Origin of the sequence: Rhodococcus sp. 06-1474-1B (genome assembly GCF_002258885.1) — a bacterium.
Taxonomy (GTDB): Bacteria; Actinomycetota; Actinomycetes; order Mycobacteriales; family Mycobacteriaceae; genus Rhodococcoides; species Rhodococcoides fascians.
This window is the reverse complement of the sequence record NZ_NOYR01000023.1, coordinates 1-18853: the sequence shown is the minus strand read 5'-3', so window position 1 is coordinate 18853 and position 18853 is coordinate 1. Positions and strand designations below refer to the sequence as shown.

Here is an 18853-nt window from a genome sequence, read left to right as displayed (position 1 = left end):
ACCTTCCCTTACGTCACCGACTCGAAATGCCTGCATACCCACTTGTGAACTCTAGGTAACCACTATTCCAGTCCGGAGCGAACGATGCTCAATATCTCGGTCGACAACGCGTCGACCTCGGTGCGGGTGCGCGCCTCGACATTGAGTCTCAACAGGGGCTCGGTGTTGGACGCGCGCAAGTTGAACCATGCACCACCCTCGAGGTCGACGGTCACGCCGTCGAGACGGTCGATTCCGGTGGTCCGATCGGCGAACGCGTCGAGCACGGCTTGGGTGCGTTCGGCTGCGTCGTCTACCGTCGAGTTGATCTCACCCGACGCGCTGTACGTCTCGTACGAGGCCATCATCTCCGAGAGCGGTCGATCCTGGGCGCCGAGGGCAGCGAGAACGTGCAGCGCGGCGAGCATGCCGGAATCGGCACCCCAGAAATCGCGGAAGTAGTAGTGCGCGGAATGTTCTCCGCCGAAGATCGCACCGGTATCGGCCATCTGCTGCTTGATGAACGAGTGCCCCACTCGGGTGCGGACAGGCTTGCCGCCGAGCTCGGTGACCAGCTCCGGCACCGCACGCGAGGTGATGAGATTGTGAATGATCGACGCACCGGGCTCCTTGGCCAGCTCGCGTTCTGCCACCAAGCAGGTCACGGCCGACGGCGAGACCGGATCGCCCTTCTCGTCGACGACGAAGCACCGGTCGGCGTCTCCGTCGAACGCGAGCCCGATGTCGGCACCGGTCTCGACGACGAAGCGCTGCAGATCCACCAGGTTCGCCGGATCCAGTGGGTTGGCCTCGTGATTGGGGAAGCTGCCGTCGAGTTCGAAGAACAACGGTTCGATCGTCACCGGGAGCGGAGCGAACACCGCGGGGACCGTGTGCCCGCCCATACCGTTACCCGCGTCGACGGCGATCTTCATGGATCCGATGCCGGAAAGATCGACCAGATCGCGGACGAACCCGGCGTAGTCGGTCAACACGTCTCGCGACGTTGCCGTACCGGCCGGGCCGTCGAAGTCCGGCACCCCGTCGATCAGTTCCGACTTGATCGTGGCCAACCCGGTGTCCTGTCCCACCGGCTTGGCACCGGCGCGGCAGAGCTTGATTCCGTTGTACTTCGCCGGATTGTGGCTTGCGGTGAACATGGCACCGGGGCATTCGAGCAGGCCCGACGCGAAGTAGAGCTGATCGGTCGAGGCGAGACCGATGTGCACGACGTCGAGCCCCTGCGCGGTGACGCCGTCCGCGAAAGCGCGGGACAGGCCCGGCGAGGAGTCGCGCATGTCGTGTCCGACGACGACAGTCCGCGCCGCGCCCTCCTCGTCGCGTACCAACCGGGCGAACGATGCACCGACGTCTCGGACGAACGCCTCGTCGATCTGCTCACCTACGACGCCACGGACGTCGTAGGCCTTGATGACGGCGTTGACGGACTCTGCGGTTCGGGCCACGAAGATTCTCCTGATTGTCGGTCGTCCGGCGTCGGACATCCAGCGTTGGGTACGGGGCGATCAACACCGAAGCTCGGCAGACCGGCTTGTCCGTTTCGGTACTGGTGCAAACCTTGCCAGACGCCCGGTGGGCGGGCCAGTCGACCCGTCGTTCGTTCGGGCGGACGCAGCGCCTCGCCCCGCCGCGGCGTTCTGCGCAGGGGGTCTAGGACGTGGGATCGGGTAGAACTCTGAGGTGTCCGCGTCGGCCGGTTCGGACGGCAGGCGTGGCCCGTCGCTCGGTGTCCTGGTGGCGGGCGGGCGACCGGTCACCGCTGTCTCGCTCCTCGGAGCGCGTCCGGTCTCCCCGACCGGCTTCGCGTACGGCCTCGGCCAGCGCGGTCAGATCGTCCTCGTCGGGGGTCGATGTCGAGTAACCACCCTCGTACCGCACGAGCTCCCAGCCCTTGGGTGCCGTGGTCGTCGAGGCATGGACCTCGCACAGGTCCCAGGAGTGCGGCTCGTCCACGGTGGCCAGCGGACCGACGACGGCAGTGGAGTCGGAGTAGACATATGTGAGCGTCGCAACGGCAGAACGGTTGCAACCAGGCCTGCAGCAGCCACGCAGTGATCTCACGAGTGCAGAGTATCCGGTACGTGCAACCGACCGAACGACCGACACACCGGACAGCCGCGATAACCTGCCCCCATGCCTCAGTTCTCTTCCGCGCGCAGGATCACGTCGCGGTCCGTTGCGCGGCACGGCCGCGGCATCCGCGGACCGGTGCTGCCCGAGGACCTACCTGCCCGGCGATCACGTGCAGAGAAGTTCGACCGGCTGGTACTCGACGCGTTCGCGCGCATCGACCACCGGTGGCACGACAAGCTCTCGAAGCTCGACATCGCCGTCGACGACGTGCCCAAGATCAGGGCGTTGGACCCGGAATCGGTCACCTGGCCGCCCGAGGTGGTCGCAGAAGGACCGGTACCCCTGTCGCGACTGGTCCCCGCAGGGATCGACAAGCGCGGAGAGACGACACGCGCCCGTGTGGTGCTGTTCCGGCGTCCGCTCGAGCGGCGCGCCAAGCACCCGGAAGATTTGGAGGACCTACTGTTCGAGGTCCTGGTCGAGCAGGTAGCGACGTATTTGGGCATCGATCCCGACGAGGTGGACCCCGCCAGCGCCGAGCCGTGATGCAGCGTCGGCTCGTGGGTGGATCCTCCTGAGAGCGCTCGGCTCAGCCGATCCCGCGCTTGAGCCGACGACGCTCACGCTCGGACAGTCCGCCCCAGATTCCGAATCGCTCGTCGTTGGCGAGAGCGTATTCGAGGCATTCGTCCTTGACCTCGCAGCCGAGGCAGATTCGCTTCGCTTCGCGGGTGGAGCCGCCCTTTTCGGGAAAGAAGGCTTCGGGATCGGTCTGAGCGCACAGGGCGCGCTCCTGCCACTGATCCTCGATCTCCTCGAACATCTCGTCGAAACCCGCCACGAGACTGAGGAACGGCTTGGCGGGTGGAACCGATTCGGCCACGAACGGCATCGAATCGGCGTCGTTGTCCGAGTCGTCGTTATCGACGTCGTCGACATCCGGGCTGTCGACATCGGGGCTGTCGATGTCCTGATCGATTTGCACGGCGTCACTCGAGAGTTCGCCGTCGACTGCATCGTTCGACGGGGTCACGTACGCAGAACCGGCGTCGACGGAGACGCTCGAATCCACGCCGGAATCGGACTCGGTTTGCGGCGCGTCGTCGACAGCGCTGAGGTGTGCAGTGGGTCCGCCCCGCTGATCACGTGTCACGTGCTGGTCATACATCGCTTCCGCCTCCTCACCTGTGGTAGCGCAGATACTTTCGGTCCTCGTAATCTCGAATACCTTGCCCCGCGCCGGTATTCGATCGAGCTGGTACGTCCGAGCCGGCTCTCCACCCGTCCAACTCTCGACCTCTACTCCACGTCCACTCAGGGACGAACAGGAAGGGAACGAGTGTTCGAAACCAGGTTCGCTGCAGTCGAACTCGTGCCGCGAACGCTGAATGACATACCTGTGATTAGACACGTACAGGTGTGTCGCGGTCAAGCCGATCGCACAAATCCAATACCATCCCATGCCCGAAATCGGCTGTCTCCCCGAATCGGAGCGCGTCCCGTGCGTGTCGCGGCGGTTCTCGGGCTCGGATCCCGGCCCCGCGGACGGTCCGGGTGGGCGCTCACCCGGGCGGGCGGCAACCGCACTAGGCTCGCATGTTGTGAAAGTTACTGTTCTGGTCGGTGGCGTCGGTGGCGCACGGTTCCTCCAGGGGCTCAAATCCCTGTTCGGCGACTCCCTTCTCGGCGACGAACCCGAGAACGAGATCACGGCGGTGGTCAACGTCGGCGACGACGTCTGGATGCACGGCCTTCGCATCTGCCCGGATCTCGACACGTGCATGTACACCCTCGGAAACGGAATCGACACCGAGCGAGGCTGGGGCCGGGTCGCGGAGACATGGAACGCCCGCGACGAGTTGGCCGCCTACGGAGCAGATCCCGACTGGTTCGGCCTCGGCGACAGGGACATCGCCACGCACTTGATCCGCAGTCGCATGCTGCGCACCGGATTTCCGCTGTCGGCCGTCACCGAGGCACTGTGCAACCGATGGCAGCCCGGGGTCCGATTGCTGCCGGTCACCGACGACCGCTCGGAAACACACGTCGTGGTCACCGACCCCGACGACCCCAGCGGCGAGCAGCAACGTGCAATCCACTTCCAGGAGTGGTGGGTTCGCTACCGCGCGCAGATTCCCACGCACAGTTTCGCTCATATCGGTGCCGAACAGGCCACTGCCGCACCGGGAGTCGCCGAAGCGATCGCCGAGGCCGACGCGGTGATCCTGGCCCCGTCCAACCCGGTGGTCAGTGTCGGCGCAATTCTTGCCGTACCCGGCATCCGCGGCGCACTGCGCACCACCGCCGCCAAGGTCGTCGGCCTGTCCCCGGTGGTGGACGGTAAACCGTTGCGCGGCATGGCAGACGAGTGCCTGTCGGTCATCGGCGTCGAGACGACGGCCGAGGCCGTCGGCCGCCTTTACGGAAGCCGAAGCGGCACCGGCATTCTCGACGCCTGGCTGGTGCACAGCACCGACTCGGCGGTGGTCGACGGAGTCGACGTGCAGTCGATTCCGTTGCTGATGACCGACCCGGAGACCACAGCGGTGATGGCACGCACCGCCCTGCGCGCAGCCGGACTCGAACTGTGACCGCCCCACGCGAGGTGGCATCTATGCCGGAGGCTCCCGGTGACCACGCACCGGGCGGATCGATCGAAATCCTGCCGGTCACGGGACTTCCCGAGTTTCGTCCGGGCGACGATCTCGCCGCAGCGATCGTCGACCGAGCGCCCTGGCTGCGCGACGGAGACGTCCTCGTGGTCACCAGCAAGATCGTCTCCAAGGTCGAGGGACGTCTGGTGCCCGCACCGCAGGACCCCGAGGAGCGGGACGCAGCCCGCCGGGTCCTCGTCGATCAGGAGGCCGTTCGCGTCGTCGCCCGAAAAGGCCGGACACTCATCACCGAGAACCGCCTCGGCATCGTGCAAGCCGCGTCGGGAATCGACGGGTCCAACGTCGACGGCAGCGAACTGGCGCTGCTCCCGGAGAATCCCGACGCCAGCGCGGCGGCTCTTCGGCGAGCACTGCACGAGTCGGCCGGAGTCACCGTGGCTGTCGTGATCACCGACACGATGGGCCGGGCCTGGCGGATCGGTCAGACCGATGCCGCGATCGGGTCTGCCGGCCTGGCGGTCGTCCACCGATACGCCGGCGCAGAAGACGGCCAGGGCAACGAACTGATCGTCACCGAAGTCGCGATCGCCGACGAGCTCGCTGCGGCAGGCGATCTCGTGAAGGGCAAGCTGGGTGGCGTTCCGATAGCCGTCGTCCGCGGCCTGTCACCGGTCGACGACGGCTCCAACGCCGCCACCCTGCTGCGCGGCGGCGAAGACGATCTGTTCTGGCTGGGAACCGCCGAGGCGCTCGAACGTGGTCGACGCGAGGCCCTGCTCCGCCGGCGGTCGGTTCGATCGTTCTCCCCCGACGCAGTCGACCCGGACTCGATTCGTGACGCCGTCGCGGACGCCCTCACCGCCCCCGCCCCGCATCACACCCACCCCGTCAGATTCGTCTGGATCAGAACGCCCGCGGTGCGTCGACGACTGCTCGAGACCATGCGCGAGCAGTGGCGAGCCGATCTGGCCGGCGACGGGCTGACCGAGGACCGCATCGCCGCGAGGCTGAGCCGTGGAGACATCCTGTTCGATGCGCCGGAAATCGTGATTCCGTTCTGCGTGCCGGACGGGGCGCACACCTATCCCGACGAGAGGCGTCGCGCAGCGGAGGACACCATGTTCACCGTGGCGGTCGGTGCCGCCGTTCAGGGTTTGCTCGTCGCCCTGGCCGTTCGCGATCTCGGTAGCTGCTGGATCGGTTCGACGATCTTCGCCGCCGATACCGTCCGCGCCGAGCTCGGCTTGCGTGCGGACTGGAAAGCATTGGGGGCCATCGCAATCGGACATCCTAGTGAACCGCTGACGGTACGAGATCCGGCCGCGCCCGGGTCTTCGCTGGTGGAGCTCTGACCGACGATGTCCGCTTCCTCACTGTGGCAGTCCGCGGCCGAGACACTCGATCGTTGGGCACCGACCGACTCCAGGGACGAATCCCTTCGGCACACCGTGATCGCCTTTCTGCACAGCAATCCCGACGCGTGTCTTCGTGCCAACGAGGCCGGCCACATCACGGCGTCGTCGCTGGTACTCGACGCGTCGGGACGGCACGTTCTGTTGACCCTGCATCCCCGGGTGGGCCGGTGGATTCAACTGGGCGGTCACTGCGAACCCGAGGACGAGACGGTCGTCGCCGCGGCGCTGCGCGAGGCGACCGAAGAATCCGGAATTGCCGATCTGTCGATCGATCCCGAGTTGCTCTCGGCGCACACTCACCCGATCACGTGCTCGCTGGGTAAGCCGACCCGGCACCTGGACCTGCGGTTCCTGGTGCGCGCCCCGGACGGCGCGCGCGCCGTGCGCAGCGAGGAATCGACGGACCTGCGCTGGTGGCCGGTGGACGAACTACCCGACTCGGCCGAGCGCGAGACCATCGACCATCTCGTCGCGCTCGCCGCGCATCGCTGATCGGCCCGGCTCGGCCCCGCTCAGCCCCTCGGGACGACGATCAGACGTCGGTGGAGAAGCGCACTCCCCCGTCGGGCAGCTTCACTCCGGGCCATACCCGTGCCCCACGCAGCAACTCACACCGAGCTCCGATATCGGCACCGTCACCGATGACGGCGTCACGCACGAGTGCGCGGGGTCCGATGCGGGCTCCGAATCCCAGGATGGACCGTTCGACCACGGCCCCTGCTTCGACGATCGCACCGTCGAACACCACCGCGCCGTCGAGACGAGCGCCTGCGCCGATCTCGGCACCACGCCCGACGACGGTTCCACCGATAAGAAGTGCACCCGGCGCGACACCCGCTCCGGGGTGAACCAGGGACTCACCGCGATCTCCGTGCAGTGCGGGCGACGGCGCAATCCCACGAACGAGGTCGGCCGATCCCTTGACGAAATCCTCCGGCGTACCCATGTCGCGCCAGTACGCACTGTCGACGTGCCCGTAGACCTTCTTGTTCTCGGCGAGCAAGGCGGGGAACACCTCTCGCTCCACCGACACCGGCCGGTCGGCTGCGATGGACTCGATGATCTCACGCTTGAACACGTAGCAACCGGCGTTGATCTGGTCAGTGGGCGGATCCTGGGTCTTCTCCAGAAACGCGGTGACTCGGCCGTTCTCGTCGGTCGGGACACAACCGAACGCTCGGGGATCGCCGACCCGAACGAGATGCAACGTCACGTCCGCGTCGGTCGTGCGGTGCGTATCGAGCACTGCTGTCAGATCGGTACCACCCAACACGTCACCGTTGAACACCATGACGTTGTCCGCCCGCAGTCGCGGCAACACGTTTCTGATTCCGCCGCCGGTGCCCATGGGCTCGGTCTCGAACACGTACTCGAGTTCGATGCCCAACGCCGACCCGTCGCCGAAATGTTGCTCGAACACTTCGGCTTTGAACGACGTTCCGAGAACCACGTGTTCGATGCCCGCAGCCTTGATCCTGGCCAGCAGGTGGGTGAGAAACGGGAGTCCTGCAGTCGGGAGCATCGGCTTCGGTGCCGACAGAGTCAACGGGCGCAGTCGAGTTCCCTTGCCGCCGACCAAGATCACTGCATCCGTCCGTGCGGCGACCGATGGGGAACTATCCGACATGTCCAGCCTCTGTTCTCTCGTCCGACGGTCGTTCTTCACGAGCTCGGGCCCGAAGCGCCGAAGTCACAACGACCTTCGAGCGAAGACCGAGACCCGCGCGCAGCGCCCATCGTAGTGGAGCCTGCCACACCCGGTCGTGTCTGTCGGCCTGGAATCGGTAGGCGCTGGTGTGGTGTGCGGGCAGCATCACTTCCGGATGCCGTCCTGCCGCATGGCCTTTCGAGTGCGTGACCTCGACCTCGGGTACGTAGACGTTCTGCCAACCCGCCCTACCGAGCCGGTCGCCGAGGTCCACGTCCTCCATGTACATGAAGTAGCGCGAATCGAACCCGTCGATGGAGTCGAACGCCGCGCGGCGAAGCAACAGGCATGATCCCGACAGCCATCCCACCGGCCGCTCGGACACCGTCTCGTTCTCCTGGCGGTATCGCCGAGTCCACGGATTGGTCGGCCAGAGCTTGCCCAGAATTGCGTGGCCGGCCCCGGACGTCAGATCGGGCACCGATCGCGCGGACGGGTATCGCGACCCGTCCGGCTCACGAATGAGTGGGCCCAGCGAACCTGCGCGCGGCCATCGCGCCGCGGCGTCGAGCAATCCGTCCAGGGACCCGGGGTGCCACCTGACATCCGGATTGGCGACCACGACGAATTCGACCTCGGGGTCGACCGCGGCGATCGCCCGATTGACGGCAGCGCCGTAGCCGATGTTGGCGCCGGTACGCAGCAATTCTGCTTCCGCGAACGCCGCCTCGGCAGCTTCCGGAGTGCCGTCGACCGACCCGTTGTCGGCCATGATGACTCGCACGGGCCGAGTCGTGGCCTCGCGTAGAGACGTCAGGAATTGCTCGAGGTATTCGCCGGGGGAATAGGTCACCGTCACCACGGCCAGGTCGGAACTCACGCGGGCAAGACTAGCCCGAGGCGAGCATCGATCCCGCATCACGACCGAGCAAGAGCCGCCGTCAGAGCCTCGGACCAGGGGCGGGGCGCACCGAGCCCGGCTGCGGACCACGCATTCGGTGACAGCACCGAGTATGCGGGCCGAGGTGCCGGGACGACGTACTCTGCGCTCGAACACGGTCGCACCCGGTCGGGGTCGGCACCGATTCCCGAGAACACTGCCCGGGCGAGGTCGTACCAGCTCGCCTGCCCGGCATTGGTGAAGTGAAGGGTCCGGCCGGTCACCGTCGCGTCGGCTTCGATCTCGAGCAGACCGGCGGCCAGGTCGAGGGCGAAGGTGGGCGATCCGATCTGGTCGTCGACCACCGAGACGGTCTCCCGCTCGCCTTCGAGTCTTCGCATCGTGGTGACGAAGTTCTTGCCGGTGTTGTCGTAGACCCATGCGGTGCGCACGATGACGGTATCGGGGAGTTCCTCACGCACCGCCGTTTCCCCGGCCAACTTGGTGCGTCCGTACACGGACATCGGCGCGGTCGCCGCGTCGACGTCGTACGGCTCGGTCGCTGTGCCGTCGAACACATAGTCGGTGGAAATGTGAATCAGTCGGGCACCGACACGCCCGCACGCCCGCGCGAGATTTCGAGGACCGTCGGCATTGACGGCCATAGCCCTGGACTCGTCGGTTTCGGCGGCATCGACGGCGGTGTACGCGGCGCAGTTGACGACGGTCGCACCCGCAGTCACCACGGCGTCGACGGCATCGGGGTCGGTGATGTCCAGGTCGGCGGACGAATAGCCGTGCACCTCGACGTCGGAATCACGCTCGGCGGCGAGCGAGACCACCCGTCGGCCCAACTGGCCGTGTGCACCGGTCACCACGATCGCATTCACGGTTGCCAAGTGTGGCACGCCGCGGTCGGTTCGGCGAGAGCGCGGCCGATCGCCAGTAACCTTCGAGTCGGGGGGAGTGAACGTCTGTCGGTGGGTGTCCATGCCTGCCGGAAACGAGGAAAGGGTCGAAGGTGCCACGAGATTCAGGCACGCACGGAGGTGAGCGCACACCCCCACCACACCGGCGCACCTCGCGGCGAGCCGACGGCGACGGCCTGCGCGGCGAGCGACGCGACCGTGACACCGACCCTCGTGCATCTCGTGGGCGCGACTCCCAGGATCGCCCTGTACGTCCCTCCGCAGACGGCGAACCGGGCGTGCATCGCCGAGGCGGCGCGGCCGGCGACGAACGACGAACCACGGCCGGCCGCACACGACGACCGCAGCGCGGGCCCCGAGGCGACGAACGACGCCCGGACGCAGGCGAGGCACCCCGCCGACCGGGCGCAGGCGGTCGCTGGCCGGCAACCCACGTTGCGGTGGCCGTGTTGTCGGTACTCGTCCTGCTGGTGACCGGCTTCGCATGGCGCAGCGTGGACAGTCTGCGGTCGAACATCGCCACTGCGGGCGGCCTCGGTCTGGGCGGCGCAGCGGACGGTGCCGTCGACATCCTGATGGTCGGCACCGACAGCCGCACCGACGCCCACGGCAACGCGCTGTCACCGGACGAACTGGCCTCGCTCAACGCAGGCGAGGAAGTTGCGTCGAACACGGACACGATCGTGTTGATCCGCGTCCCGAACGACGGCTCGTCGGCCACTGCCATCTCCATCCCGCGCGACTCGTACGTCGAGGTGCCCGGGATCGGAATGTCCAAGATCAACGCCGCGTACGGAGCGACCAAGGAGAACAAACGGCTCGAACTGGTCGAGCAGGGAGTCTCCGATGCCGACGCCGAACCGCAGGCCACCGAGGCCGGACGCGAAGCGCTGATCGATTCCGTCGCCAACCTGACCGGCATCACGGTCGATCACTACGCAGAGGTCGGCCTGCTCGGTTTCGTTCTGCTGACCGACGCCGTCGGCGGAGTAGCGGTATGCCTGAACAATCCGGTGCAGGAGCCGCTGTCGGGTGCGAACTTCGCCGCCGGTGAGCAGAACCTGTCCGGTTCGCAGGCGCTGAGTTTCGTCCGGCAACGACACGATCTGCCCCGCGGTGACCTGGACCGGATCGTGCGCCAGCAAGTCTTCATGGCCTCCCTCGTACGCAGTGTGCTCAGCGCCAAGACGTTGAGCAATCCGAGCAAGCTCGGTCAGCTCAGTACTGCGGTGCAGCGGTCGGTCACCCTCGATTCGGACTGGGACATCCTGCAGTTCGCCACTCGCCTGCAGGATCTCGCCGGTGGCAAGGTCAAGTTCGAGACCATTCCCGCGGTCGACATCAATGCGACGACCGACTACGGCGAATCCATCGTGCAGGTCGACCCGGCAGCAGTGAAGAAATACGTCGTCGGACTACTCGAGGACGGGAACTCCGCCGAGACCAACGCCGAGAATTCGGATGCCCCGACCGTCGATCCGTCGACGGTGACGGTGGACGTCGCGAACGACAGCGGTATCGAAGGCTTGGCCAACGGTGTGGCCGGATCGTTGACGGCGCTCGGTTACGTCGGTGGCACCATCGGCAACTACGAGGGCTCGTCCATCTCCACGAGCCGCATCCAGACCGCCGACGTGGACAGCGACGCCGCTCGCGCCGTGTCGGCAGCACTCGGTGGCCTGCAGATCACCGCCGACGACACCATGCCGGCCGATGCCGTCCGGGTCGTGCTCGCCGACGACTACGCCGGCCCCGGCTCGGGTCAGGCCGCGACGGCCGAAACCGTGGCGCCCGAAGCAGGTACAGCAGTCCCCGAGGAACCTGCGGCACCGATCGACGCGGGTTCCACCGGCCCCATGTGCGTGAACTGACAGTACGAACGCAGCGCGTAAATCGGGGCGGGTCGGCGTCGACTAGGGTCGTGGTGTGGCTTCGAACCTGACTCAAACCCTGCTCGAGCCGATCCTGGCGGCAGACCCGGCCGGTCCCCGCATCACGTACTACGACGATGCCACCGGCGAGCGGGTCGAGGTGTCCGCCGTGACACTGGCGAATTGGGCGGCCAAGACTGCCAACCTGCTCCGTGACGAGTTCGCACTCGATCAGGGCGCGCGCGTGTGCGTGCTGTTGCCGGCGCACTGGCAGACCGCTGCCGTACTTCTGGGAATCTGGTGGACCGGCGGCGAGGTGGTGCTCGGTGCAGACGACTCCGCGGATCTCGCGCTGGTGCACGGCGACCGCCTCGAGGACGCGCCCGACGTCGACGAAGTTCTGGCGCTCTCGCTCGATGCCTTCGGCAAGGCAGTCCCCGATCTGCCCCTCGGGATGACCGACTACGCCACCTCGGTTCGCGTACACGGTGACCAATTCAGGGCAACCGGATCCGGGGCCGCGGCATTGGACGGCCGCTCGGTGGACGACGTCCTCGCCGCAGCGAGAGAACGCGCCGAGGCCCGTTCTCTCTCGGCCGCGGATCGAGTGTTGTCCAGTGCATCCTGGACCACCGCCGACGAGTTGATCGACGGACTGCTCTCGGTGCTCGCGGCCGGAGCATCGTTGGTACAGGTGGCCAACTCCGACGAGAGCAAGAAGGAACGACGCATCGACACCGAAAAGGTCACGACGACCCTCGACTGACTTGTCGCCTCATCCGGTCGGGCGGTAGCCGCCGTCCGCGAGTCCCGCTTCGATCTCGAACCGATTGGCGCTGCCGCGGTGACGCGCTTCCTCGACGAGGTAGCGGAACGGAAAGGTCAGCCCGAACCTCGCCCACTGGTCGGCGTGAATCGCCTCGTGCCGCAGCACCCGACGGGCGGTGTTGTTCGCCGTCAGGTAGGCCCCACCGAATGTGGTTCCGCCGCGGCCGAATCCGCCGCGCAGGCCGGAACACACGAAGATCGAGAACTCGTCGTCGAAACGCGCCGTTCCGCCCCACAGCTGCGCGTAGCGCAGTGCCAGCCGGGTCACCGACACCGACTGCCACTTGCTGCGGCCGGCTCGTCGAATCTGCTCGCGCCGCGACGCCGCGGCACTCATCCCAGCAGCGTGGTTCGCAGTGCCGCGTCCTTGTCCAGCACCATGGCCTCGAGAGAGGCCTGGAAGGCCGACATCCGCTGCTGCAGAACAGGATCGGACGCACCCAGAATCCGTACAGCGAGCAGCCCCGCGTTGCGGGCACCGCCGATGGACACCGTGGCCACGGGAACGCCGGCGGGCATCTGCACTATCGAGAGCAGCGAATCCATACCGTCGAGGTACTTCAGCGGTACCGGCACCCCGATGACCGGCAATGGCGTCGCCGACGCCACCATGCCGGGCAGGTGCGCCGCTCCCCCGGCACCGGCGATGATCACTTTGATTCCGCGACCGGCGGCCTCGCGGGCGTAGTCGAGCATCCGCTGAGGGGTGCGATGCGCGGAGACGACGCCGACCTCGAAACGAATACCGAACTCCGCCAGCGCTTCTGCTGCGGCCTCCATGATCGGCCAGTCGGAATCGCTGCCCATGATCAGGCCTACGACGGCGGTACCGGATTCGTCAGTCATGGTGCGGGTCCCATCCGTCGGTCCATTCGGCGTGCGACATCCAGTGCGCTGCGCGTTCGGCTCGTTCACGTACGGCCGCCACGTAGGCCGGGTCGCCGAGCGATCCGGACCTCGCGCCCAGAATGTTCACGTGGCCGATCTTTCGGTCTTTCCGCTCGGTCTTGCCGTACAGGTGCACCTTGGCGTCGGGCATGCGGGCGAACAGGTGATGCAGGCGTTCGTCCATCGTCATCTCCGGCGCTTCGGGTGCACCCAGGATGTTCGCCATCACCGTCAACGGTGCCAGTGGATCGGTGTCACCCAGCGGGTAGTCCAGCACTGCACGCAGATGCTGCTCGAACTGCGAGGTGCGGCAGCCGTCCATGGTCCAGTGACCGGAGTTGTGCGGCCGCATGGCCAGCTCGTTCACCAGAAGCTTGCCCGAGGTGGTCTCGAACAGCTCGACCGCGAGGTCTCCGACCACGCCGAGGGCGCCCGCGATATCGAGCGCCAGCCGACCGGCGTAAGTGGCGACGTCCTCGTCGAGGTCGGGAGCCGGGGCCAGAACCACCGCGCATTGTCCGTGTCGTTGCACGGTCTGTACGACGGGCCACGCAGCACCCTGACCGAACGGCGATCGCGCGACCATCGCCGACAACTCGCGGCGCATGGCGACCTTCTCCTCGACCATGAGCGGCACACCGAGGTCGAGCTGGGCAGTGACGATCTCTTCGGCTTCCTCGGCGTCGGCGGGCATCCAGACACCGCGGCCGTCGTAGCCGCCGCGGACCGCCTTGAGGACAACCGGCCACCCGTGTTCGTCACCGAACGCAATGGCGTCCTGCGCCCACGACACCTCCGCGTACGCCGGTCCGGGTGCGCCCAGCTCTTCGAGCTTGCGACGCATGCGCAGTTTGTCCTGCGCGAAGATCAGCGCGCTCGGTGGCGGCTGGACGTTGACGCCCTCGGCGACCAGGGTCTCGAGGTGCTCGGTCGGCACGTGCTCGTGGTCGAAGGTCAGGGCGTTGGATCCGGTCGCGGCCGTGCGCAGCGCATCGAGGTCGTCGTGCAGCCCGAACACGACGTCGGGGCTCACCTGAGCAGCCGGCTCGTCTGCGCCCGCGGCGAGCACGCGCAGCGTTTGGCCGAGTTCGATGGCCGACTGATGGGTCATGCGGGCCAGCTGACCTCCGCCGATCATCGTCACGACGGGCATTCCGGTCGACGACGGGCGCGCAGCGGTGGGGCGCGGTTCGGTACCTGTCACGGCTCACCATGGTGTCATGTCCTGCCGGTTCGGGCCGAACCGGCAGTCGCACGGCGGTCGTCGTTGTCGCGAAGACCGTGGAAACACTGTCGTCAAGACTGTGGAAACGCTGATGAACAGAGCGTCGGTTCGCCGGATCGGGCGTTCGTTTCGTAGACTTCACCGTTGTGCCGACGATCGACAGCGTGCTTCAGCGCTTACCCAAGCCCATCAGGGACCTTGCGATCCGGCACAGCGAGTTGATCAAGTTCGCCATCGTGGGCGGTACGACGATGGTGTTCGACCTCGTCATCTTCTACTCGCTGAGCCTGACGGTGCTCGAGCAGAAGCCGGTGATCGCGAAGATCATCTCGGGCGTGCTCGCCACCCTGCTCAGCTATTTCCTCAACCGTGAGTGGGCCTTCAAGCACCGCGGCGGGCGCGAACGCCACCACGAAGCGCTTCTCTTCTTCGCCATCAGCGGCATCGGAGTGCTCATCGCCGCCGGTCCGCTGTGGATCGCGAACAACATCTTCGACATCCGCGACACCAACGAGTCGCTGACGATGGTGGTCGTCATCGACTTCGTGCTGAACTACATCATCGGCAACCTGCTCCAGATGGCGTTCCGCTTCTGGGCGCTGCGTCGCTTCGCTTTTCCCGAGGACAACGCGCGCACCATCCTGGAAGTGGACGCCGAGCGCAACGGGGATCCGACCGACGCATCGAACGCGCTCGACTGACCCCCAATTCGGTCAGCGTGGTTCGCGCCGCGAGAGCGCGGGCGACGATTCGCGCCGAGCGGGCAGGAACACCGAGAACAGTGCCGGCCGTCTGCGCTGTAGTTCCAACCGTCCGCCGTCGGCCTCGATCAGGGCCCGGGCCAGCGCGAGACCGACTCCGGTCGAACCGGCTCCGGAGAATCCGCGGTCGAAGATGTGGGGCGCCAGTTCGTTGCTCACCCCTGGACCCTCGTCGGACACCTCGACACAGACCAGTTTCTCTCGCCGCCGGTCGGTCCCCTCGGCGGCGGACACGGCGCGCACTGCAACCGTGCAGGCACCGTCGCCGTGCACCAGAGAGTTGTCGACCAATACCGACACGGCCTCGCGCAGACGCGAGCCGGTCACCGACGCCTGGAGGTCGGCGTCGCCCTTGAGCACCAGACTCCGACCTGCATCGTCGAAATTTCGCTGCCATTCGACCACCGTGCCGGTCAGTTCCTCGATGACCGATACCTCGTGCGCATCGGCGGCGCCGTCGCTGCGGGAGGAGCGGACGAGTTCGTCGATGGCCAGGGTCAATCGATCGACCTGATCCATCGCCTCGTTCGCCTCGTCGACCACCGCGGGGTCCGGATGGGTGGAGATCTCGTCCAATCGCAGCCTAACGGCGGTCAGGCGGCTACGAAGTTGATGCGAGACGTCGGCAACCAACGTGTGTTCGCGCTGCAGCCTGCCCGCGATCTCGACGGTGGCCGAGTCGAGAACCTCCGACACCCGGTCCAGCTCGGCAATGCCGTGCCGACGCGGATCCGGCCGAAAGTCGCCCTCGGCCAGTCGGGCGGCCCGCCGCGCGACGTCCTGCAACGGATCGGCCAGTCGCTTGGCCGTCAGCACGGCCACCACGGTTCCTGCCAGCGCGGACGCCAGGACCACCAGAGTCACCGCTCCGAGCGCCTGCCGCTGCAGTGAACGCATGTCGTCGGACGGTACTTCGAGCCGCAGTGATCCCGAGGTCCCCATCGACAACGATTCGACGAGTGGCCGGGGGACGGATGCCTGCCCGATGTCGGCGCGGGACGCGGCGTCCTCCGGCGTCGGATAGATGACGACGAGGCGGCCACCCTGCGGAATCGCCAGACGCAGCGAACCGATGTCGAGTTGACCCTCGATCAGTCCGGCCGACCCCTCCTGCGAGATGATCTCCGCGGCCATTCGGTCGAGGCGTGCCTGCAGATCGTTTCGAGTGAAGTCCTCGACCCACAGCCAGGCCGTGTACATCAGTGGCAGCCCGAGCAGCAGGGCCGTCATGATGACGACAGCGAGGATGGAGACCAGGATTCGACGCCGCATCGACGACTAGTCGCTGTTGATGCGGAATCCGACACCGCGAACGGTCGCGATGCGACGCTCCGCCACCGGTCCTTCGTCGCCGATCTTGCGGCGCAACCAGGACATGTGCATGTCGAGTGTCTTGGATCCGCGCAACTCCGCGTCGCCCCACACCTCGCGCAGGATCACCTCCCGCGAGACCACCTGACCGGCGTGATCGAGCAGCACCTTGAGCAACTCGTATTCCTTGTTGGCCAGCGAGATCTCGGTACCTCCGACGAGCACCCGTCGGGCGGCCGGTTCGAGGCGAATGGCACCGACCTCGATCGGAACGTCCTCGCCGGCACCGCGTCGACGCAGGAGCGCTCGAACCCGAGCCATCAGCTCGGCGAGCCGGAACGGCTTGCCCACATAGTCGTCGGCACCGGCGTCGAGGCCGACGACGAAGTCGACCTCGTCCGTGCGCGCGGTGAGCATCAACACGGCCACCTCGGACCGGTTGGCGCGGACCTGACGGCACACTTCGAGGCCGTCCATTCCGGGCAGCCCCAGGTCCAGGATCAGCAAGTCGAATTTGCCGTCGAGAGCACGCTGTAGCGTGGCCGGCCCGGTCTGTTCGACGGTCACGGTGTAGCCCTCGCGCCCGAGGGCACGGGAGAGGGGTGCGGCGATAGCTTCGTCGTCTTCGGCAAGCAGAACATCGGTCACGTCGGCAACCCTACGGTTCGAATGTGAGAACAGCCTGTGTTACCTGCGTTTCCCCGCGCGCCAACCGGGCGTGGACTCGGCCGGTGCATCGTCGGCCACCGGCTCGAATGCTCGGTCCCGATCGTGAACGGACTCGCGACGAAAGTCCATGGAGTCGAATACTTGCTGGTAGAGCAACGAATGGACGCGTTGCACCTGCGGAATGTCGTCGAACTCGAGTGGGTCGTCCGACGCCGACGCGATGATCAGGGTGCCGGTACCGAGCATCCTGTCCAGCAGCCCGTGTCGAAATTGCACGTTGCTGATGCGGCTCATGGGGATGTCGATTCCGGAATGCGTGAGCACACCCTGCCGAACGAGGACCCGACGATCGGTGACGATGAAGTGAGTGCACTTCCAGCTCACGAGCGGAACCAGGCATCGCCACCCGACGATCGCTGCCCACACCACCAGCGCGGCGATCGTGGCCACATCGGCGGCCGTGGATTCGAGTCGGGCACCTGCGACACCGAGGGCGACGCCGGCGAGACCCGTAGCGAGCACGAACGTGATCGACGGCAGAATCAACATCTTCCAGTGCGGGTGACGGTGAAGCAGTAGCTCTTCCTCGTCGGCCAACGCATCCTGCGGGTAACCCACGTGCACTCCTGACTATTCGCGCCGGATCTGCCCGGGTGAAGATGGTCTCACGAGACAGGTCGGAGATGAGTGACGTCGCCGGCCGCAACCGCCAGCACCGAGGGCGATGCGGAGCCTGCACGTTCGACCTCGATCACGATCCGGCCGTGTTCGTCCACATCGACAGCGGTTCCCACTTCGTGCTCGCCGCCGGGCAGGTCGACACGCACTCGCTGTCCGATGGTGCCGCACCGATCTCTGTATCGGTGCGCCAGCGCCTCGGTATCCCAGTGCGCATCCCGCCACGAATCCACCTCGGCGGCCACCCCGCGCAGAATCGCACGCACCAGGGTGTCTCGATCGAGCACCGCGGCCTGTTCGAGCGCGAGCGACGTCGCCGTGGGCACCGGGAGCTCGGCCTCGGTCATCGAGACGTTCACTCCCAGGCCGATGACCACCGTCGGACTCGGTCCGTGGGCGGCTACTTCGGCCAGAATGCCCGAGACCTTCCTACCGCCGATCAGGACATCGTTCGGCCACTTCAACCGCGCATCGACCTCGGCCACGGTACGCAGCGCATCGACCAGAGCCACGCCGGTCATCAGCGGCAGCCAACCCAGCACCGCCGGGTCGATCCCCGGGAACTTCAGCAGCATCGACAGCAATATCTGCGATCGCGGAGCACCGGAGAACGGACGCGAATGCCTGCCCCGCCCACTCCCCTGATGTTCGGCGATCAAGGCCGTCCGGTCCGCCCGATCTGCCGCTGCAGCGACGAGGTCGGCATTGGTCGAACCGGTCTCGGTCACCACGTCCACCCGAGACCACGAGGCCTGCGGTCCGTCCACCAAGGCTCGACGGAGTGCGCGGACGTCGAGCGGTGGGCGATCCAGATTGGTCCACATGACCACCAGCATATGGGTTCGGCACGAACCGACGTCGGCTCGTGAACCACCCTCGGTCGGGGCGCAGATCACACTCGCAGTTAAAGTGTTGCCCCATGACCAGCGTCCAGGATTCCACTGCACCCGGGTCGGCAGATGCACCCGATATCCATACCACTGCGGGTAAATTGGCCGATCTTCGTAAACGTCTGGGGGCTGCGGAGATGCCGTCGGGTGAGGCGGCGGTGGAGCGGGTCCA

The 18853-nt window shown here is 66.6% G+C and carries 20 protein-coding genes; 7 read left to right on the top strand and 13 right to left on the bottom strand.

Annotated elements, in window-relative coordinates:
- Positions 1 to 62: 62 nt before the first annotated feature.
- Complete coding sequence (locus CH266_RS10310; protein ID WP_052053378.1) at positions 63 to 1445, bottom strand: phosphomannomutase/phosphoglucomutase; 1383 nt, start codon at positions 1443 to 1445, stop codon at positions 63 to 65.
- Positions 1446 to 1650: 205 nt separating this feature from the next.
- Complete coding sequence (locus tag CH266_RS10305) at positions 1651 to 2061, bottom strand: DUF3499 domain-containing protein (protein ID WP_027496500.1); 411 nt, start codon at positions 2059 to 2061, stop codon at positions 1651 to 1653.
- Between the two features lie 72 nt (positions 2062 to 2133).
- On the opposite strand from CH266_RS10305, the gene CH266_RS10300 reads away from it, so the two are divergent.
- On the top strand, positions 2134 to 2619 hold the full coding sequence (locus tag CH266_RS10300) for a metallopeptidase family protein (RefSeq protein ID WP_027496499.1): 486 nt from the start codon (positions 2134 to 2136) through the stop codon (positions 2617 to 2619).
- A gap of 43 nt (positions 2620 to 2662) precedes the next feature.
- Here the strand turns inward: CH266_RS10300 and CH266_RS10295 are convergent, their stop codons facing one another.
- Positions 2663 to 2896: a WhiB family transcriptional regulator gene (locus CH266_RS10295; protein WP_027496498.1), complete on the bottom strand. Its 234-nt coding sequence runs from the start codon at positions 2894 to 2896 to the stop codon at positions 2663 to 2665.
- 778 nt (positions 2897 to 3674) lie between these two features.
- On the opposite strand from CH266_RS10295, the gene cofD reads away from it, so the two are divergent.
- Genes cofD through CH266_RS10280 form a run of 3 tightly spaced genes read left to right on the top strand, consistent with a single transcriptional unit; the run spans position 3675 to position 6595 of the window.
- Entirely contained in the window at positions 3675 to 4664 is a 990-nt protein-coding gene (gene cofD / locus CH266_RS10290) for a 2-phospho-L-lactate transferase (RefSeq protein WP_032366289.1), read from the top strand.
- 23 nt (positions 4665 to 4687) lie between these two features.
- The gene (locus CH266_RS10285) at positions 4688 to 6040 is read left to right on the top strand and encodes a coenzyme F420-0:L-glutamate ligase (RefSeq protein WP_032366544.1); all 1353 of its coding nucleotides are present in this window, start codon (positions 4688 to 4690) and stop codon (positions 6038 to 6040) included.
- Between the two features lie 6 nt (positions 6041 to 6046).
- Complete coding sequence (locus CH266_RS10280; RefSeq protein ID WP_027496495.1) at positions 6047 to 6595, top strand: NUDIX hydrolase; 549 nt, start codon at positions 6047 to 6049, stop codon at positions 6593 to 6595.
- A gap of 40 nt (positions 6596 to 6635) precedes the next feature.
- Here the strand turns inward: CH266_RS10280 and CH266_RS10275 are convergent, their stop codons facing one another.
- The 3 genes from CH266_RS10275 to rfbD are packed head-to-tail and all read right to left on the bottom strand — an operon-like array spanning position 6636 to position 9521.
- Positions 6636 to 7730 (bottom strand): sugar phosphate nucleotidyltransferase, encoded by a 1095-nt coding sequence (locus CH266_RS10275; RefSeq protein WP_027496494.1) that lies wholly within the window; start codon positions 7728 to 7730, stop codon positions 6636 to 6638.
- On the bottom strand, positions 7720 to 8631 hold the full coding sequence (locus tag CH266_RS10270) for a glycosyltransferase family 2 protein (protein WP_027496493.1): 912 nt from the start codon (positions 8629 to 8631) through the stop codon (positions 7720 to 7722). The genes CH266_RS10275 and CH266_RS10270 overlap by 11 nt, the downstream gene beginning before the upstream one ends.
- Positions 8632 to 8669: 38 nt before the next feature.
- A complete protein-coding gene (gene rfbD / locus CH266_RS10265) occupies positions 8670 to 9521 on the bottom strand; it encodes a dTDP-4-dehydrorhamnose reductase (protein WP_094715489.1) in 852 nt (283 codons plus the stop codon).
- Between the two features lie 479 nt (positions 9522 to 10000).
- On the opposite strand from rfbD, the gene CH266_RS10255 reads away from it, so the two are divergent.
- Positions 10001 to 11431: an LCP family protein gene (locus tag CH266_RS10255; RefSeq protein ID WP_094715488.1), complete on the top strand. Its 1431-nt coding sequence runs from the start codon at positions 10001 to 10003 to the stop codon at positions 11429 to 11431.
- A 55-nt stretch (positions 11432 to 11486) separates the two neighbouring features.
- Entirely contained in the window at positions 11487 to 12197 is a 711-nt protein-coding gene (locus CH266_RS10250) for a TIGR03089 family protein (RefSeq protein WP_094622375.1), read from the top strand.
- Between the two features lie 9 nt (positions 12198 to 12206).
- Here CH266_RS10250 and CH266_RS10245 read toward each other — a convergent pair whose 3' ends face one another.
- Genes CH266_RS10245 through CH266_RS10235 form a run of 3 tightly spaced genes read right to left on the bottom strand, consistent with a single transcriptional unit; the run spans position 12207 to position 14351 of the window.
- Positions 12207 to 12596 carry a hypothetical protein gene (locus CH266_RS10245; protein WP_032366286.1) on the bottom strand — a complete coding sequence of 130 codons (390 nt, stop codon included), beginning with the start codon at positions 12594 to 12596 and terminating at the stop codon, positions 12207 to 12209.
- Positions 12593 to 13105 (bottom strand): 5-(carboxyamino)imidazole ribonucleotide mutase, encoded by a 513-nt coding sequence (gene purE / locus CH266_RS10240; RefSeq protein ID WP_032391583.1) that lies wholly within the window; start codon positions 13103 to 13105, stop codon positions 12593 to 12595. The genes CH266_RS10245 and purE overlap by 4 nt, the downstream gene beginning before the upstream one ends.
- Positions 13098 to 14351, bottom strand: a complete 1254-nt coding sequence (locus CH266_RS10235) for a 5-(carboxyamino)imidazole ribonucleotide synthase (protein ID WP_027496486.1) — start codon at positions 14349 to 14351, stop codon at positions 13098 to 13100. The genes purE and CH266_RS10235 overlap by 8 nt, the downstream gene beginning before the upstream one ends.
- 167 nt (positions 14352 to 14518) lie before the next feature.
- Between CH266_RS10235 and CH266_RS10230 the strand changes: the two genes are divergently transcribed.
- Entirely contained in the window at positions 14519 to 15073 is a 555-nt protein-coding gene (locus CH266_RS10230; RefSeq protein ID WP_032366285.1) for a GtrA family protein, read from the top strand.
- A gap of 12 nt (positions 15074 to 15085) precedes the next feature.
- Here the strand turns inward: CH266_RS10230 and CH266_RS10225 are convergent, their stop codons facing one another.
- Genes CH266_RS10225 through CH266_RS10210 form a run of 4 tightly spaced genes read right to left on the bottom strand, consistent with a single transcriptional unit; the run spans position 15086 to position 18615 of the window.
- The gene (locus tag CH266_RS10225) at positions 15086 to 16405 is read right to left on the bottom strand and encodes a sensor histidine kinase (RefSeq protein ID WP_027496485.1); all 1320 of its coding nucleotides are present in this window, start codon (positions 16403 to 16405) and stop codon (positions 15086 to 15088) included.
- 6 nt (positions 16406 to 16411) lie between these two features.
- A complete protein-coding gene (locus tag CH266_RS10220) occupies positions 16412 to 17092 on the bottom strand; it encodes a response regulator transcription factor (RefSeq protein WP_027496484.1) in 681 nt (226 codons plus the stop codon).
- Between the two features lie 39 nt (positions 17093 to 17131).
- Complete coding sequence (locus CH266_RS10215) at positions 17132 to 17731, bottom strand: PH domain-containing protein (protein ID WP_094715487.1); 600 nt, start codon at positions 17729 to 17731, stop codon at positions 17132 to 17134.
- A 47-nt stretch (positions 17732 to 17778) separates the two neighbouring features.
- Complete coding sequence (locus tag CH266_RS10210; RefSeq protein ID WP_032372888.1) at positions 17779 to 18615, bottom strand: biotin--[acetyl-CoA-carboxylase] ligase; 837 nt, start codon at positions 18613 to 18615, stop codon at positions 17779 to 17781.
- Between the last annotated feature and the right edge of the window lie 238 nt (positions 18616 to 18853).